16 protein-coding genes and 1 rRNA gene are annotated in these 15,697 nt (G+C 57.6%); 12 read left to right on the top strand and 5 right to left on the bottom strand.

Annotated elements, in window-relative coordinates; all coding sequences use genetic code 11:
- Positions 1-76: ribosomal RNA gene (gene rrf / locus H8F23_RS29450) — 5S ribosomal RNA — on the top strand; the annotation flags it as partial.
- Between the two features lie 220 nt (positions 77-296).
- Here rrf and H8F23_RS09535 read toward each other — a convergent pair.
- Positions 297-1,574 (bottom strand): lysozyme inhibitor LprI family protein, encoded by a 1,278-nt coding sequence (locus H8F23_RS09535; RefSeq protein WP_228759158.1) that lies wholly within the window; start codon positions 1,572-1,574, stop codon positions 297-299.
- Between the two features lie 282 nt (positions 1,575-1,856).
- On the opposite strand from H8F23_RS09535, the gene H8F23_RS09530 reads away from it, so the two are divergent.
- From H8F23_RS09530 to H8F23_RS09515, 4 genes are all read left to right on the top strand, one after another.
- Positions 1,857-3,461: a tetratricopeptide repeat-containing response regulator gene (locus H8F23_RS09530; RefSeq protein WP_093442081.1), complete on the top strand. Its 1,605-nt coding sequence runs from the start codon at positions 1,857-1,859 to the stop codon at positions 3,459-3,461.
- Entirely contained in the window at positions 3,458-4,150 is a 693-nt protein-coding gene (locus tag H8F23_RS09525; RefSeq protein WP_093442086.1) for a sensor histidine kinase, read from the top strand. The genes H8F23_RS09530 and H8F23_RS09525 overlap by 4 nt, the downstream gene beginning before the upstream one ends.
- 200 nt (positions 4,151-4,350) lie before the next feature.
- Positions 4,351-5,592, top strand: coding sequence for a glutamine synthetase family protein (locus H8F23_RS09520; protein ID WP_194934176.1), 1,242 nt, complete (start codon positions 4,351-4,353; stop codon positions 5,590-5,592).
- A 69-nt stretch (positions 5,593-5,661) separates the two neighbouring features.
- Positions 5,662-7,041, top strand: a complete 1,380-nt coding sequence (locus H8F23_RS09515; RefSeq protein WP_116256244.1) for an MFS transporter — start codon at positions 5,662-5,664, stop codon at positions 7,039-7,041.
- A 73-nt stretch (positions 7,042-7,114) separates the two neighbouring features.
- Here H8F23_RS09515 and H8F23_RS09510 read toward each other — a convergent pair whose 3' ends face one another.
- From H8F23_RS09510 to flgA, 4 genes are all read right to left on the bottom strand, one after another.
- Entirely contained in the window at positions 7,115-7,861 is a 747-nt protein-coding gene (locus H8F23_RS09510) for a flagellar brake protein (RefSeq protein WP_194934168.1), read from the bottom strand.
- An 88-nt stretch (positions 7,862-7,949) separates the two neighbouring features.
- A complete protein-coding gene (locus H8F23_RS09505) occupies positions 7,950-8,417 on the bottom strand; it encodes a flagella synthesis protein FlgN (protein WP_186624804.1) in 468 nt (155 codons plus the stop codon).
- A 48-nt stretch (positions 8,418-8,465) separates the two neighbouring features.
- A complete protein-coding gene (flgM, locus tag H8F23_RS09500) occupies positions 8,466-8,792 on the bottom strand; it encodes a flagellar biosynthesis anti-sigma factor FlgM (RefSeq protein WP_077574151.1) in 327 nt (108 codons plus the stop codon).
- 148 nt (positions 8,793-8,940) lie between these two features.
- Entirely contained in the window at positions 8,941-9,702 is a 762-nt protein-coding gene (flgA, locus tag H8F23_RS09495) for a flagellar basal body P-ring formation chaperone FlgA (RefSeq protein WP_099756940.1), read from the bottom strand.
- A gap of 82 nt (positions 9,703-9,784) precedes the next feature.
- On the opposite strand from flgA, the gene H8F23_RS09490 reads away from it, so the two are divergent.
- From H8F23_RS09490 to H8F23_RS09460, 7 genes are all read left to right on the top strand, one after another.
- Positions 9,785-10,717 carry a chemotaxis protein CheV gene (locus H8F23_RS09490; RefSeq protein ID WP_007917585.1) on the top strand — a complete coding sequence of 311 codons (933 nt, stop codon included), beginning with the start codon at positions 9,785-9,787 and terminating at the stop codon, positions 10,715-10,717.
- Positions 10,718-10,763: 46 nt separating this feature from the next.
- Positions 10,764-11,591 (top strand): protein-glutamate O-methyltransferase CheR, encoded by an 828-nt coding sequence (cheR, locus tag H8F23_RS09485; protein ID WP_007917583.1) that lies wholly within the window; start codon positions 10,764-10,766, stop codon positions 11,589-11,591.
- Between the two features lie 368 nt (positions 11,592-11,959).
- Positions 11,960-12,367 carry a flagellar basal body rod protein FlgB gene (flgB, locus tag H8F23_RS09480; RefSeq protein ID WP_007917581.1) on the top strand — a complete coding sequence of 136 codons (408 nt, stop codon included), beginning with the start codon at positions 11,960-11,962 and terminating at the stop codon, positions 12,365-12,367.
- 3 nt (positions 12,368-12,370) lie between these two features.
- Positions 12,371-12,814 (top strand): flagellar basal body rod protein FlgC, encoded by a 444-nt coding sequence (gene flgC, locus H8F23_RS09475; protein ID WP_003227217.1) that lies wholly within the window; start codon positions 12,371-12,373, stop codon positions 12,812-12,814.
- Positions 12,815-12,829: 15 nt separating this feature from the next.
- A complete protein-coding gene (flgD, locus tag H8F23_RS09470; protein ID WP_007917578.1) occupies positions 12,830-13,555 on the top strand; it encodes a flagellar hook assembly protein FlgD in 726 nt (241 codons plus the stop codon).
- 30 nt (positions 13,556-13,585) lie between these two features.
- On the top strand, positions 13,586-14,932 hold the full coding sequence (flgE, locus tag H8F23_RS09465; protein WP_194934167.1) for a flagellar hook protein FlgE: 1,347 nt from the start codon (positions 13,586-13,588) through the stop codon (positions 14,930-14,932).
- Positions 14,933-15,223: 291 nt separating this feature from the next.
- Positions 15,224-15,697: calcium-binding protein (locus H8F23_RS09460; protein ID WP_324187880.1), on the top strand; the 474-nt coding region annotated here is incomplete at its 3' end.

Here is a 15,697-nt window from a genome sequence, read left to right as displayed (position 1 = left end):
CGAACTCAGCAGTGAAACGATGCATCGCCGATGGTAGTGTGGGGTTTCCCCATGTGAGAGTAGGTCATCGTCAAGATTAAATTCCGAAACCCCAATTGCGAAAGCAGTTGGGGTTTTGTTTTGCCTGTAGAAAAGTTTATCAGGGATAAAAAGTTCGGGAAGACTATTAAGTTCAAATGCAAAAGCCCCGTCGCAATCGAAATTGCGACGGGGCTTTTGTATTTCCGTCAGCCGGCGAATTGCCACAACGTGCCGCGACTGCATCGTTGATCTTCAACATCAGACTGGATACGCGGTTAACCCTCGTTCAGCTCAATTTTACCCATTGAGGTACTGACATCGGTTATGTGTCGGCGACCGTAGACTTCGTATGTGCGGCTGCCGTCATCGCTGTCCGGTTTACGCAATGCCAGTTGCGCGAACAAACCATTCTTTTCGCTGTAACTGCCGAACCAGTCGATCAAAGCACCGATGTAACAATCATTGCCAATGAAGACCGGCAGGTCGGCGACTTTTTCAATGCTGTAATGCGCCGGGCCAAAGCTGTAGTAATCGTTTTCACCGGCGCCGGTAGCCGGAATAGGGCAGAGCGGTTCTTTTGAAGGGATCGCGGCGGTTTCATTTACTTTCGCCACTGCCAGATTGAGTGCTCGGTGCAGATCGGGTTCGAGTTCAAACGTGCTGTTGCCGTCATCTTTGTGTTGAAGAACGGGCACTTCGAGGTCGTAGCGATAACGGATCATCACCGTAGGCACCTGGACGTTGATTTGCAGCGGGTTGAGCAAGTAGATCCGATCAACGCCGTACTCGCTGTTTCGATAAGCCGCGTAAGTTTTGCCACGCAGGTTTATCCAGTCTACCGACTGATTGGCACCGCGATCGTTGGTGTAGAACAGCGAACTTTCGAGCTCAACAGAGCGTTTGACGAACCGTTCTCCGTCGCGACGCCAGGTTTCCACATAGGTGAACAGACCTGTGCCCCCGGCGTAGGTATTCACAATCAGATCGCGCTGCCCGTCGCCATCCAGATCCTGCAAAGTGTAAGAGGTCAGGCCGGTTTCGGCAGCGTCAGTGATCCGCGAAGCGGTCAACGCTCGCCATTCATTGGCAGTAACGCCCTTGGGCTGGGCTGTCGGAAAGTGCGTTATCGAAGAGTCATCTTCATTGGCATCGCCGTGAAAACCGCCGGCAGTTGTTTTGACGGCGAGCGCGGCGAGTGCTCGGTCCAGCGCAAATTCGGGAGCATCTTTACTGGCGGCTTGAATGCGCTTTTGCAGGTCGTCCAGCGCCTGTTCATCGAGGTCATCCGGTTGATAGGCAACCGCTGCCTGCCACTGTGCCAGCAGCACTTGCAGGCGCTCGCGATAGTGCTGATCCAGGCACGAAATGTCTTCGGCGCATTCGTTGCGGGTTTTCAGCCAGAGTCGTTGAGTGCGCCTGAGCTCAGGTTGTGCGGGAGCAGAAACCTTGAATAAATCCCGATAAATCACCTCCATCTGCGCATCCAATTCATACAGCGACTTGTTCGCGCAAACAGTGTTTTCGACGGCATTCGCCGCTTTTGTGCAATCCATTCCAGCCGCCATTGCCTGCTGAACAAACAGCAGAGCGCAGGCGGACACAATGTAGCGTCCTTTGATGTACACGATGTAAGCCTTGTAGTGGGAAGTTGTCCTGGCGCGCAGGGTAAATGCTCGCAGAGGAATCTTGAAGCGCCGGCTTCAGAGAAAAGCACTTCTGGCCGATAACCCGTTCGGTGACTTTAAAGTCGCGCGAAATCGCTTGATAGCATTTTGCCGCCAGCTATCATCTGCGCGCCTGAAATTGCCCTCACTTCAATTGCCTGGAAATCTTCGATGCTGTCGTATCACCAAAAAAGCTTTCTGATCGTCGATGATTTCTCGGATTTCCGCAGTTCCGTGCGTTCGATGCTGCGTGAGCTCGGGGTCAAGGACGTCGACACGGCCGACACCGGTGAGCAGGCGCTGAAGATGTGCGCGCAGAAGTCCTATGATTTCATCCTGCAGGATTTCCATCTCGGCGATGGCAAGAAGAACGGCCAGCAGGTGCTTGAAGATCTGATGTCGGAAAAGCTCATCAGCCATGAAGCGGTGTTTGTCATGGTGACGGCCGAGACCAGTCAGGCGATGGTGCTCAGTGCTCTGGAGCACGAACCGGATGCGTACCTGACCAAACCGTTCAACCGCTCCGGCCTGGCCCAGCGCCTGGAGCGTCTGGAGCAGCGCAAGACGTTGCTCAAGCCGATTCTACAAGCCCTTGATCGCGGCAAACCGGTCGAGGTGCTTAACGCCTGTATCGCCCTGTGCAAGCAGGACATTCGCTATTCGCCGCTGTGCCTGCGCTATCGCGCCGATGCGCTGCGCGAGATGAATCAGAACGAAGCGCTGGAACGTCTCTATGACAGCATCATTGCTGACCGGCCGTTGCCATGGGCATTCGCCGGACTTGGCAAATTGCTGTTCAAGCGTGGCCAAGTGGCGCAAGCCAAGGGCGTTTATGAAAAGGCCCTGAAGGTGTTTCCGATGATGCCTGCACTTTACGACGGCATGGCCGATGTACTGGTCGCCGAAGGCGATAGCAAAGGTGCGCAACGGGTGCTGGAGGAGGCGATTCGCCTGTCTCCCTTGGCGGTGCGTCGGCAGGCGTTGCTGGGCAAACTGGCGATGGCCAACGAAGACTTCGACACCGCGTCCCGCGCCTATCGTCAGGCCGTAGCGCAAGGCGCGCAGTCGCGCTTCAAGGATCCGGAAAGTAATCTCGGCCTGGCTCACGCGCTGATCAGCAAAGGCAGTGAGCGCGGTCTCGACACGCGCACACGCCTGGAGATCAACACCACGCTCAGTGCGGTGGCCAAAGAAAACCCGAGCGACCCCGGCCTGCAGATTCGCGCGCGTCTGATGAAAGCCACCAGCCTGCTGCTCAACGATGCCGAGACCGCTGACAAGCTCACCGAGCAAGCGCTGATGCGCCTCGACGGCATGGAGCAGTTCATGAGTCCGGAAGCTGCGCTGTTGGTCGCCAAGCAATTGCAGATGCTCGGACAGGCCGAGGCAGGCACCTCGATGCTCAAGAGCTGCGCGGAGATCTACGGTGACGATCCGGCAGTAATGAAAGACATCGCCAAGCTCACGGATGACCCGACTATCCTCAGTTCCAGCAACGCTGCCGCTGACCTCAACCGTCAGGGTGTGCGAGTGTACAAGACCGGCAACCTGGTGGAGGCCCGTGAGGTGTTCCGCAAGGCGCTGAAGATGCAACCGAAGAACATCAGTATTGCGCTGAACATGGCCCAGTCGCTGCTCCACGGCACCGACACCAGTGTGCCGTCGGCGGAACTGGAAGAATGTCGGGCCTGCCTGAAAATGGTTGGCCTGATGCCCGACACCGACGCGCGTTTTGCGCGTTATCAGAAGCTGAAAAGCAAGGCGTTTGGCGAATGAACCACGACGAGCAAGCTCTGGATTTTTCTACGGTGATCGCCTCCACCGTCCACGACATGAAGAACTCGCTGGCCATGCTCATGCAGGCCCACAGCCAATGGCTGGCGCGGTTGCCTGAGGCGCAACGGCTAGGCGCGGAGCAGGGTGTGATCGACTTCGAGTTTGCCCATCTCAACGGCATGCTGGTGCAACTGCTCGGGCTGTACAAGCTCGGCGTCAACCAGATGCCGCTGCAACCGGCGTATCACGAACTCGATGACTTTATCGAGGCGCAACTGGCGGCGCATCAGGAAGTGTTTGCCAGTCGCGGGATCATCGCCACCTATGAAGTCGATCCGCTGAGCCCGTTGGGTTTCTTCGACCGTGAGCTGATTGCCTCGGTGCTGGGCAACTGCATCAATAACGCCATTCGTTACGCCCGCGAATCGCTGCTGATCACCGTCAGTGACGAGGCTGGGCAACTGGTGCTGAGTATCAACGACGACGGCGACGGTTATCCGGCCGAGATGCTCGAACGTCAGGCCGATTACGTGCAAGGCATCAATCACAGCAGTGGCAGCACCGGGCTCGGTTTGTATTTCGCCAATCGTATCGCGGCGCTGCATCAGCGCAATGGTGTCGAAGGGCGCACCGAAATCCGCAACGGCGGACCGCTTGGCGGCGGGGTGTTCAGCCTTTATCTGCCGTGACACAGGTTTTTGTTTGACGCTGCTTGATATTCCGAACAGCCGGAGCCTATTTTGTGCGGGTCGCCGTTCGCGGCTCGCACAATAACAAGGATTGCGTCATGACAACCGATGGCCAGGGTTCACTCGCGCAGCGATTGACCGGCATTGATGAGATTGAATGTGTTACGCCGGATCTGAATGGCGTGCCGCGCGGCAAAGTGATGACCGCTGAGGGTTTCCTCGAAGGGCGGCGTCTGCAACTGGCCCGTGGCGTGCTGTTGCAATGCATCATGGGCGGTTATCCGGCAGCACGGTTTTACGGCAGCGACGACGGCGATCTCGCCCTGATTGCCGACCCGGCCCAGATCCATCGTTTGCCATGGAGTGACGACCCGCGTGCCTTGGCGATTTGCGATGCCGATGAGTTGAGCGGCGAAAGCTCCAACCTGTCGACTCGCGGTCAGCTCAAGAAAGTCATTGCCCGTTATGCCGCGCGCGGCCTGGCGCCGGTGGTGGCGACCGAGCTGGAATTCTTTGTCTTCGCGCCGAATACCGATCCGACCCAGCCGTTCCGTCCGCCAGTAGGCCTTGACGGGCGTCGCGAGGATGGCCAATCGGCGTTCAGCGTCAGTTCCAATAACGGTCTGCGGCCGTTCTTCAACGAAGTCTATAAGTGCATGGCGGCACTCGGTCTGCCGCGCGATACCTTCATGCACGAGATGGGCGTCAGCCAGTTCGAGATCAATCTGCTGCACGGTGATCCACTACTGCTGGCCGATCAAACGTTCCTGTTCAAGCACCTGCTCAAGGAAGTCGCGCTCAAGCACGGCTTGACCGTGGTGTGCATGGCCAAGCCGCTGGCACACACGCCAGGCAGTTCGATGCACATTCATCAGAGCATCGTCGAGACCGCTAGCGGCAAGAATGTCTTCAGTGATGCGCACGGTGAGCCGACCGCGATGTTCCGTCACTTCATCGGTGGCCAGCAGGCGGGCATGGCTGATTTCACCGCACTGTTTGCACCTAATGTGAATTCCTATCAGCGCCTGTGCCATCCGTACGCATCACCGAACAACGCCTGCTGGTCGCACGACAACCGGGCGGCCGGCCTGCGAATTCCGGCCAGCTCGCCGGTTGCCCGTCGGGTGGAAAACCGTTTGCCGGGCGCCGATGCGAATCCGTATCTGGCGATCGCCGCCAGTCTGGCTGCCGGTTTGCACGGGATCGAGAATGAGCTGGAACCGAGCGAAGCGATTCAGGGCGAGTTCGCGGTGCCGGACAATCTTGCGCTGCCGTGTACCTTGCACGCCGCGCTCGAACGTCTGAAACGTAGCCAATTAGCGAGGGAACTGTTCGGACAGGAGTTCATCGAAGGCTACATCGCTTCGAAGACCATGGAGTTGACCAGCTTCTTTGATGAAATCACTCCCTGGGAACGACGTGTTCTAGCAGCCCAGGCCTGACGTACCGCCGTCATCGGGCTATCGTTCTGGTAGCCCGATATTTACTGCAAGGAGCCGCTCGGAACGCCGATGCGCCAAATCTGGAAATCCTTTCGAGCACTTTATTTCGCCTCGCTGATGATGTTGATCGGCTCGGGCCTTCTATCCACTTATCTGGCATTGCGTCTGGCCGCTGACAATGTCGACGGCCTCTGGGTCGGCGCGTTGATGGCGGCCAACTATTTCGGTCTGGTGCTGGGCGGCAAGATCGGTCACCGACTGATTGCCCGGGTCGGGCACATCCGTGCTTATTCGGCTTGTGCCGGGATCGTCGGGGCGGCGGTGCTTGGCCACGGTCTGGTCGATTGGCTGCCGGCGTGGCTGGTGCTGCGGACCATCGTCGGTCTGGGCATGATGTGCCAATACATGGTGATCGAGAGCTGGCTCAACGAACAGGCGGACGCCAATCAACGTGGCCTGGTGTTCAGCGGCTACATGATCGCTTCGTACCTGGGCCTGGTCCTCGGCCAACTGATTCTGGTCATGCATCCGGGCCTGGGGCTGGAACTGCTGATGCTGGTCGCGCTGTGTTTCGCCCTGTGTCTGGTGCCCGTGGCATTGACGCGGCGGATTCACCCGGCGCCACTGCATCCGGCGCCGATGGAGCCACGCTTCTTTATCAAGCGCGTACCGCAGTCGTTGAGTACGGTGCTGGGTGCCGGTTTGATCATCGGCTCGTTTTACGGTCTGGCACCGCTGTACGCCTCGCAGCAGGGGTTGTCGACCGAGCAGGTTGGTTTGTTCATGGGTAGCTGCATCTTTGCCGGTTTGCTGGTGCAGTGGCCGTTGGGCTGGTTGTCCGATCGTTATGACCGGGCGCTGCTGATTCGCTGCTTTGCCGGGTTTCTGGCGGTGGCGGCGTTGCCGTTGGCCGTGCTGCCGCAGGTCCCGCTCGAGGTGTTGTTCGGGGTTGGTTTCTTGTGTTCACTGGTGCAGTTCTGTCTGTACCCACTGGCAGTGGCATTCTCCAACGACCACGTCGAAGGCGATCGCCGCGTGTCGCTGACGGCGATGCTGCTGGTGACTTATGGTGTCGGTGCGAGCATCGGACCGTTGCTTGCGGGCGTGTTGATGAAGCTGTTTGGCAGCCAGAGTCTGTATGCGTTCTTCAGCTTCTTCGCGTTGGTGCTGGTGTGGCGGATCCGGCCGAAGGCCGTGACCAATCTGCATCAGGTCGACGACGCGCCGCTGCATCACGTGGCCATGCCGGACAGCATGTCCAGCTCACCGCTGGTGGCGGCCCTCGATCCTCGGGTAGACGAGCAGGTGGTGCAGGAGCAGATGGTGCAAGACCCTGTGCAGGCGCCGGCAAGTCCCGAGCCTGAAGCTGATACTCCGTCAGAGCCTGCGGCAGAAGTCGAACCGGATACCGATAAGCCCGCCCCTGATCTCAGCGGTGGTAGGCCCTGAGCTGAACAAAAACCACCGCGCATAAAAAAGGGCAGTCCCGCCAAGGACTGCCCTTTTTATTGGCCGCAACGAATCAGAGATCGTCTTTGTCGAAACGGCGTGCTTCACGTTGCAGCTGATAAACGAAACGCTCAACGTTGCGCGCAGCCTGGCCACTGATGTTGTGGAAGCGCAGACCGGCAAAGGTGATGTTGAGTTTTTCTTCGAAGTGCAGATAGCGCAATTCGACGGAGATCGGCTGGTTGCCGAACAGCGGCAGGGCGATCAAGCGGTCATAAACCTGGCCCAATTGCAGGCGGTCAGTGATATCACCTTCGAAACGCAGCTTGCAGCCGGTCGCGGAGATATCCAGCAGTTTGCCGTTGATTGGCGCCTTGAGTTTTTCGCCGCCCAGTTCAACGCTGACCAGATCGGTCAGTTTCAGTGCCGCGCGGAAGGCATTGCGGCGCTGGTGGTAAACCACTTCAGTCGGCAGTGTGCCGGTGTAGAAACGATCACCCTCGGATTCTTCGATATTCAGCGTTCCGGTGCATTCCCAGGCAATGCGCACGCCTTCATGAAAACCTTCAACCTTGAATGGCTCACCGGCCTGCAGGAAACGTTCGCCATCACGCGGGATCATCTCGTCCAGTGCGATCGTAGCGCTGTCGCGGTCGACTTTGATCAGATAGCTCTGGAAGCGCTGGCTGCGCTCATGAAAGGTGATGATCAGCGGATCGTGGCTTTCTTGCAGCTGGCGCAGGTTGCTGGAGATTTCCAGTGGCGTGGTAAGCACCTTAGGGGGCTGCGGAGCATCATCCGCGCTGAGGGCGTTGGACACGGTTTATCAATCTCCAGACAAAATATGACGACCAGCCAGCATTTTGCCAGCATGTTTCACGGGTTGATAGAGCTGGCGCATCAACGGCTCATGCCTGGCTGAGCGGACGCGGTGTGGCGGGTTTGGCAAATGTACCGCTGGCGTTATACAGCGCCGGCGCTTCACCGCCGGTGAGGATCTTCAGCTGATTGGCCGTGGCGGCCTGCTGGATCTGGATCGACTGGCCATTCTTGAGGTTGGCCGCCTGGCATTGAGCAATCAGATCGGTCAGGGCATCGCCCTGGCTCAGCAACTGGTCGCCAATGCTCGACTGGCCAGCCAGTTGCTCAAGACCTGCACGATCAGTCGGCAAGTTGAGGCTGGCGAGGATTTCGCTGCGTTTGCGGCCATGCTGTTCAAGCAGAATGATCAATGCCTGTTTGTGCGCCAGAATTTCTTCCAGCAGGGGCATGTCGCGACCGTGCAACGCGAGAGATTCGGTTTGCAGCAACTCCAGCAATTGTTGAGCTGGAGCAAAGTCGTCGTTGATCAATTGCAATAAATTAGTGTCGTGCATGGCTGGCCTTGGGTTTTAAGCGTCCAAAAGCCTGGCGCCGGCAAAAGCCTAGCGCTGGGCTTCGAAGTTGAGCAGTTTGCTGGCTACACGGTTGCTGTCGACTTTATAGCTGCCATCAGCAATCGCGGCTTTCAACTCGGCCACACGGGCTTTGTCGACAGCAGGTTGATCGCGCAGCTTGTCAGTGACCTTCTGCAACTGTTGAGCCTCATTGCTGAGGTGTACCGATTCCCCGCTTTTTGCGGTACTGGCCGGTTCGGCCTGGGTATTCAGCGGCGCGGAGGTACCGGTTTCGGCGGTTTCCTTGGCGTTGCTGGTACGTGTACTGCCCGTAAGTGACGAGGAGCTGTTCAAACGGCTGAAATCGATGACCATGATAAAAACCTCTGGGAATTTGGACGCTTGCCATGTTTTCGGCCATCCCCTGGAAAACTTTAGGCACATTTGCAATGAGCCTTGCATGCGCCGGCGCGTGTCCTGCTGCGGCACAGTTTAGGGAACAGCCGGGGTCAGCGCCAGTTTTCTACATCGCCACTTCCACTTGGCCGGGCGCGGTGACTTGCGCCTTGATGACCCGTTGCGAGTTGAGGTTTTTCACCCGGATCTGTTCTTTCAAACCACCATTGGCCAGCGCTTCCCCGGGCATGCGCACGGCGAGCGTGCCGCTGCGGGCAGTGATGACCACTTGATCGCCCTTGCGAATGACTTCCGCCTGTTCCAGATGGACCAGAGTAATGACCTGATCGGCTACCGTTGGTCGGGTTAATTTCTGCCCGATCGCTTCGTCTACCGAGGTCAGAAAGCCTTGGTTGATCGTGCTCACGTCGCGTTCACGCAGGGTCACGTCCTGTGGTTCGATGATCCCAGCACGTTTCAGCGGTCGGGTGGTTGTCACAATCTCGCGAAACAGGCGGACTTGAGCGGGCACGAACACAGTCCAGGGCGAGGCGCCCTCACAGCGGACCTTCACGGTAACCCGGCCCAGCGGACGTGCCGGACTCTCCAAAGTCGCTGTCAATTCCTTGTCGCACATAGGCATGCGCATACGGGGGTCGAGCTGGTTTACTTCGATCTCGTAGCGGCCTTCCGTTTGACTGGTGGCCAGATAGTCTTCTACGGTGAACTCAAGAAAGCCCTGAGTGACGCCGATAAGCATGTCAGGCAAGGTAACCGCATCAGCAATGGCAGGGCTGCCAGCGAAAAAGCAGCAAATGGCGCACGCAGCACAAAGCCCTCTGCGGAGGGGCGATGTCAGGCGTCGGAAAAATGTCGTTTGAGCGTTCATACGAGTTAAAAAGCAAGCGCCGTGCCGTTTAGCAATGAATGTGCGTCGCAACAACACTTGGCGTTGGTGTAGGAGTCTGGGCATGGCTGGTGTAATGGATTCGGTGAACCAGCGCACGCAACTGGTGGGGCAGAATCGCCTGGAGCTGTTGTTGTTCCGTCTCGACGGTCAGCAGCTCTACGGAATCAACGTGTTCAAGGTGCGGGAAGTGTTGCAGTGCCCGTCGCTGACGTTGATGCCCAAGTCCAGTCCTGTCGTGTGCGGGGTGGCAAATATCCGGGGGGCGACCATTCCGATCCTTGATCTGGCAATGGCCACCGGTTCCGGAGCATTGAAGGACAAGAACAACCCGTTCGTGATCATCACGGAGTACAACACCAAGACCCAGGGTTTCCTGGTTCGCTCGGTGGAGCGCATCGTCAACATGAACTGGGAAGAGATTCATCCACCGCCCAAGGGCACGGGTCGCGATCACTACCTGACCGCTGTGACTCGGGTGGACAATCAGTTAGTCGAAATCATCGACGTCGAGAAAGTGCTGGCGGAAGTTGCGCCGACACCGGAAGCGATTTCGGTGGGCGTGGTCGATGTCGAGACCCAGACCAAGGCACTGTCGTTGCGTGTCTTGACGGTCGATGACTCGTCGGTGGCGCGCAAGCAGGTCACGCGTTGCCTGCAGACGATCGGTGTCGAAGTGGTGGCGCTGAACGACGGCAAACAGGCGCTGGATTACCTGCGCAAGCTGGTCGATGAGGGCAAGAAGCCGGAAGAAGAGTTCCTGATGATGATTTCCGACATCGAGATGCCGGAGATGGACGGGTACACCTTGACGGCGGAAATCCGCGGCGACGCACGCATGCAAAAGCTTCATATCATCCTGCATACTTCGTTGTCGGGGGTATTCAACCAGGCGATGGTCAAGAAAGTCGGTGCAGATGACTTTTTGGCCAAATTCCGTCCTGATGACCTCGCATCCCGGGTAGTCGACCGGATCAAAGCAGCAGATATCAGCTAGGGGCGTTTTGCTCCTGGCGGTCAACACGATTTAAGAGGCGGCATCATTGTCTACGGGTAATTTGGATTTCGAACAGTTCCGGGTCTTCCTGGAAAAAGCCTGTGGCATTCTGCTCGGTGAAAACAAGCAGTACCTGGTCTCGAGCCGTCTCAACAAACTGATGGAGCAGCAAGGCATCAAATCCTTGGGTGAGCTGGTTCAGCGCATCCAGACCCAGCCGCGCAGCGGTTTGCGCGAGCAGGTAGTTGATGCCATGACGACCAACGAAACCCTGTGGTTTCGTGACACCTATCCGTTTGAAGTCTTGAAGAACAAGGTGCTGCCTGAAGCGATCAAGGCCAGCCCCAACCAGCGCTTGCGGATCTGGTCAGCGGCGTGCTCGTCGGGCCAGGAACCGTACTCGCTGTCGATGTCGATCGACGAGTTCGAGCGCAGCAACCTTGGTCAGTTGAAGATGGGTGTGCAGATCGTTGCCACTGATTTGTCCGGCCTGATGCTGACCAACTGCAAGACTGGCGAGTACGACAGTCTGGCCATCGGTCGTGGTTTGTCGCCGGAACGCCTGCAGCGTTACTTCGACCCGAAAGGGCCGGGGCGCTGGGTAATCAAGGCGCCGATCAAGAACCGCGTGGAGTTCCGCTCGTTCAACCTGCTCGACAGCTATGCCGCGCTGGGCAAGTTCGACATCGTGTTCTGCCGCAACGTGTTGATCTACTTCTCTGCCGAAGTGAAGAAAGACATTCTGTTGCGCATTCACAGCACGTTGAAGCCGGGCGGTTATCTGTTCCTTGGCGCTTCCGAAGCGTTGAACGGTTTGCCGGATCATTACCAGATGGTGCAGTGCAGCCCGGGGATTATTTACCAGGCGAAATGATTGCAGCGGCAATAAAAAAAACGGCAGGCCCGCAAAGGCCTGCCGTTTTTTTGTGCCCCAATTATTTCCCTGACACACCCTGAATCCCTGTAGGAGTGAGCCTGCTCGCGATAGCGGTGTGTCAGGCACCGATGATGTTGAATGTGCTACCGCTATCGCGAGCAGGCTCACTCCTACAGGGGACCGTGGTGTGGGAGATGGACGGCAAGCGGCAGAAAAGCGGCATCCGGCGGAAACCGGTTGCCGCTTTTCTGGCATTGCCGCTTTGCCGACTCCCGGCCAAGCCCCGGTTTATGCGGGTTTTGTGGTTTGGCACGGCGCTTGCTAAAGCTCAGTTACGAAAAACCGGTCACCTGAAGGTTCCCGACATGAGCATCAGCTTCGATAAAGCGCTCGGCATTCACGAAAAGGCACTGGGCTTCCGCGCTCAGCGTGCCGAAGTGCTGGCCAACAACATCGCCAACGCCGACACCCCGAACTACAAGGCGCGGGATCTGGACTTCTCCAAAGTGCTTGAAGCACAGACCCAGAAAAACGCTAACGGCACCATCGCCTTGAACATGACCAACAGCCGTCATATCGAAGCTGAAGGCCTGGGCAATGGCGACGAATCGCTGATGTATCGCACGCCGATGCAACCGTCGATCGACCAGAACACCGTGGACGCCCAACTGGAACAGTCGAACTACGCGGAAAACGCCGTCGGCTTCCAGGCCAGCTTCACCCTGCTCAACAGCAAATTCAAAGGGCTGGTGTCAGCCCTGCGCGGAGAGTAATCCATGTCCCTGTCCAGCGTTTTCAACATTGCCGGCAGCGGCATGAGCGCACAAACCACGCGTCTGAACACCGTGGCGTCGAACATCGCCAACGCCGAAACCGTCTCGTCGAGCATCGACCAGACCTATCGCGCCCGTCACCCGGTGTTCGCCACCATGTTCCAGGGCGGCCAGAACAGCGGCAGCAATTCGCTGTTCCAGAGCCAGGACGCGGCCGGTCAGGGCGTACAGGTGCTCGGTGTGGTCGAAGACCAGAGCAACCTCGAAGCGCGCTACGAGCCGAACCATCCGGCGGCCGACGCCAAAGGCTACGTCTACTACCCGAACGTCAACGTGGTGGAAGAAATGGCTGACATGATTTCCGCGAGCCGGTCGTTCCAGACCAACGCCGAAATGATGAACACCGCCAAAACCATGATGCAGAAGGTACTGACCCTCGGTCAGTAATAAGGGGCGACTGCCATGAGTGTTTCCGATACCACTAGCAGCCTGAGCATGAATGACATCCTGGCGAACTCGTCGAAAAAGACCAGTTCGACCACCGGTGGCATTGCTTCGGCGACCAACAGCGCCACGGGCGGCCAGGCACTGGGCAAGGATGCGTTCCTGCAATTGCTGGTCACCCAGCTGAAAAACCAGAACCCGCTCGATCCGCAGGACAACAGCGCATTCGTTGCCCAATTGGCACAGTTCAGCAGTCTGGAAGGCATCACCACGCTGAACAGCACGGTCAGTTCGCTGGCCGGCAACTACAACTCCTCGCAAGCCTTGCAGGCTTCGTCGCTGGTGGGCCGCAACGTGATCGTGCAGACCAACTCGGTTCAGCTCGACGATCCGAGCAAAGGCATGACCGGTTCGGTCACCGTGCCGTCGTCGATTGCCGGCGGCACCGTGAGCATCACCGACAGCAGCGGCGCGGTGGTTCGCACCATCGATCTGGGCAGTCGCGCCGCAGGCGCCGCGAGCTTCACTTGGGACGGCAAGGACAAGGACGGCAATCTGGTCAAGACCGGTACCTATACCGTCAAGGCCAACGCATCGATCAATGGCACCTCGACCGACATGGCGACGTACCTGCCGGCCACTGTTACCAGCGTGACGATCAGCCAGACCGGCGGCGAGCTGATGCTCAACCTGTCCGGCAAGGGCACCGTTGCCCTGTCCAAAGTACAAACCATTGGTATATAGAGCCGACTAACCGGCACAAAGGAGTGGAATATGTCTTTCAATATCGGCCTTAGCGGTCTCTATGCAGCCAACAAACAACTGGACGTGACCGGCAACAACATCGCCAACGTTGCGACCGCCGGTTTCAAATCGTCCCGTGCAGAATTCGAAGACGTCTACTCGGCGACTCGCCTGGGCAGCGGCAGCAAAGTGATCGGTAACGGCGTGCGCCTGGCCAACGTTTCCCAGCAGTTCACCCAGGGTGACATCAACAACACCGGTAACGTGTTGGATATGGGCATCAACGGTTCGGGCTTCTTCACCATGAGCAACAACGGCTCGGTGTCCTACACCCGTGCCGGTACGTTCAAGGTCGACAACGCCGGTTACATCACCAACACCGACTACACCTCGCGCCTGCAGGGTTACGGTGTGGACGCCAACGGCAAGATCATCAACGGTGTATTGACCGACCTGAAGATCGATACCTCGAACCTGGCGCCGAAATCGACCTCCCTGGTGACTTCGAGCATCAACTTGAACTCGACTGCGCCGGTGATCGTTGATACGGGTACCAACGCTGTCAAGTTTGATCCGACCAAACTCGAGACTTACACCAAGTCGTTCAGCACACCGATCTATGACACGCAGGGCAACTCTCACGTCATGGATCAGTATATGGTGAAGACCGGCGAAAACACCTGGAAGGTCTACACCCTGGTTGATGGCCGTAACCCGGATGCGACCGGTAGCAACCCAAACGATCCGCTTACGCCTCCGGTTGCTTCGACACTCACCTTCGACAGTTCTGGCAACCTGTTGCAGGTCAGCACGCCTAGCACATTACCAGCTCCGGCGCCGAACCCGATCATCAGCAGCGACTTGAAGCTGACGACCTGGAAGCCGGGCACTGTGACCAACGGTAACTTTACGCCTAACGGTGCGGCTGCCAACCCGGCCGGTATTACCATTTCGATGGCCAAGACCACTCAGTACAACGCTGACACCGCGCGTTCGATTCCGACTCAGGACGGTTACGCCACTGGCCAGATCACCAACCTGACCATCGACGGCACCGGTACGCTGTTCGCCAACTTCAGCAACAACCAGAGCAAGGCCATCGGCCAGGTTGCGCTGGCCAGCTTCACCAACGAACAAGGCCTGCAGGCTATCGGTGGCACCAGCTGGAAAGAGACGTTCGCTTCGGGTATCCCGGGCTACGACGCTCCGGAAACCGGTACTTTGGGTTCGATTGCTTCCAACTCGCTGGAAGAGTCGAACGTTAACCTGACCAACGAGCTGGTGGACCTGATCAAGGGCCAGAGCAACTATCAGGCGAACGCCAAGACCATTTCCACTCAGAGCACCATCATGCAGACCATTATTCAGATGACTTGATGTGATCTGATAGCTGCACTGAAAACCGACGCCCGAGGGCGTCGGTTTTTTTTTGCCCGCTGTCAGGCTTTTCTCAGATACCTACCGTTCGTCGACAGCTGTGGTGCAGTAATTGCAGATGCCCCGAGCAGAGGAGGGGGCGCGTCAAACTTCCGCAGGTCATGGAGACCTCTGGTTGCAAGGCGGTTAAACGTCTCATCAATGACCACGCTCAAAAGTACTCGGCTTTATCGAGGCGATTCTGAAACATTGCGTTGACTATCGATTCATCAAAAAGGCAAGGAAGAAACAATGGCAGTTATAAACGGAACTTCGGGTACGGACACACTGGTAGGCACGTCAGGTGCGGATGAGTTGTATGGGTTTGCGGGAAATGACTCGCTGAGTGGTGGCGAGGGCAACGACCTGTTGGATGGCGGAGCAGGTGCCGATGTCTTGAATGGCGGGAACGGTATTGATACCGCGTCCTATGCCAATTCGACGGCAGGAGTGACCGTCAATCTGACCGCTGGCACAGGCGTAGGCGCAGATGCCCAAGGCGATACCTTGACGTCTATAGAGGCCGTGATTGGTTCTGCATTTAATGACATTCTTACCGCGCAGGCATCTGGTAGCACGTTGAACGGTGGTGCTGGTAATGACATCTACTACGTCAACGGCACCTCGGTGAACGTGGTTGAAGCGGTGGGCGGCGGTGATGATGAAGTGCGCACTGTTTTGCTCAATCACACCCTGGCAACCAACGTTGAACGGCTGACCTACGTC

Origin of the sequence: Pseudomonas neuropathica (assembly GCF_015461835.1) — a bacterium.
Classification (GTDB): domain Bacteria; phylum Pseudomonadota; class Gammaproteobacteria; order Pseudomonadales; family Pseudomonadaceae; genus Aquipseudomonas; species Aquipseudomonas neuropathica.
The sequence above is the reverse complement of the archived record's forward strand: the minus strand, read 5'-3'. Positions and strand labels throughout refer to the sequence as shown.